This is a genomic window from Neisseria sp. P0021.S006 (genome assembly GCF_051956895.1).
Genome location: NZ_JBQCWZ010000255.1, coordinates 1 through 1,760, shown reverse-complemented (window position 1 = coordinate 1,760; position 1,760 = coordinate 1). Strand labels below are relative to the sequence as shown.

The 1,760-nt window shown below is 49.3% G+C and carries 1 protein-coding gene; it reads right to left on the bottom strand.

All coding sequences use genetic code 11. From position 1 onward, the window contains the following. A partial coding sequence (locus ACTHUM_RS13100) for a chorismate-binding protein (protein ID WP_440403070.1) occupies positions 1-1,719 on the bottom strand: 1,719 nt, incomplete at its 3' end. Positions 1,720-1,760: the final 41 nt, after the last annotated feature.

The window sequence follows — 1,760 nt, the reverse complement described above, 5'->3', positions numbered from 1 at the left end:
TTCCAACATCGCGCGCGTTATGTGGGTTTCCTTGATTGTATCCACACCTAAATATAGCTGCGGCTGCCTCAATACCGCTTGGCGCATTACTCCGTTCAAAATATCCAAATCCAAAGACGGCGTGAGCCATTGTCCTTGATATTTGACGAACACATTGCTTCTTCCACCCTCTAACAACAGGCCGTCTGAATTGAAAAACAAGCTGTCAAATGCGCCCTGCCCTTCTGCCGTTTTCCATGCTTGGTCAAAAGTTTCACGGCGTGTGGTTTTGAAACGGCGCAGATAATCGCGTTGGCTTAATGTGTGCTCACTCAAGATGACGTATTGCTGCCCATCCAATTCGGAAACAGCCGCATGGCTCAATGCAAGGCCGTCTGAAAACAAAGCAGCTTTGACTCTAAATAACCCAATTGGCAACGCATCTATATAGTGTTGAATTTGCTCTGCCGCATTTTGAGACCAAGGCAGGTTGAGCGCTTGTGCCGAGCTGTTCAGACGGCCTAAATGCAAATCGAGCAAACGGCATTGTTTGTCTTCCGCACGCATGGTTTCAAAAATACCGAAATCAGGCCGCAATTCATTCAGAAAACGCGCCTTCCAACCGCACTCGCGATATTCAGCTTCAGGATCGCTATCAATCACAATCCCCGAACCCACACCATAAACGCCTTGATAAAGGCCGTCTGAAACCGGCTTCAAAGATAATGTGCGAATCACGACATTGAACACACCTTCAAACCCCAAACCCGTATCGCACGGATGCAAAAAGCCGATGCTGCCTGTGTATAAACCACGCGGTTCGGATTCAAGAGACTCAATAATCTGCATACTCATGCGTTTGGGCGCACCAGTAATACTGCCGCACGGGAAGGCTGCACGGAAAATATCAGAAACCGAAACATCAGGCAGCGCCTGCGCCTCGATGGCACTGGTCATCTGCCAAACACTGCCGAAACGGGAAACTTTAAACGGTTCAGGCACACGTACTTTGCCCGTTTGCGCGATTTTGCCGAGGTCGTTGCGCAACAAATCGACAATCATCACGTTTTCGGCACGGTTTTTCGGGTCGTTTCGCAATTCAACGGCGCGGCGTTCATCTTTCCCATCGTGAAGAATCGGCGCAGTACCTTTCATCGGCTCGGTTGTGATCAGGCCGTCTGAATAGATTTTGAGGAAAAGTTCGGGAGAAAAACACAAAGTCCACGCATCCTGCCCTGCCCCGTCGGGCAGACAAGACAACACGGCATATGGCACAGGCTGACGCAAACGGCGGTAAAGCTGAATCGGATTGCCGTAAGTTTGCAGGTGCAGGCGTGCGGTGTAATTGATTTGATAAGTATCGCCGCGGCGGATGGCTTCGTGGATTTGACGGATATGCTCGAGATAATCGGCTTCGGATACAGAGAATCGGGGAGTGGAGATGCCTGCCTCAAGGCCGTCTGAATGATTAGCCAGCCAGCTTTCGGTATCGATTTCTGCATAATCAGCAAACCAGTGCAAACGCAAATTGCCACTGCGCGCGGATGAAATATCCATCAGTGGCAATCCGAATTCGTAGTCTGCAAACAACACTGCATGCAGGCCTTTTTTCCAACCTGCCTGCAAAACATCTTCCAACGACGCCAGTTCGTTATGATGAAAAAGGCAGCTTTCCACATGATTTTGATAGAGTTTTGCACGACCGCTTACCGCATCGTCGAACAGGGCGAAATAAGGCATGATGTATTATACAAATAGGCTGATTATACGCTGTTTTTACA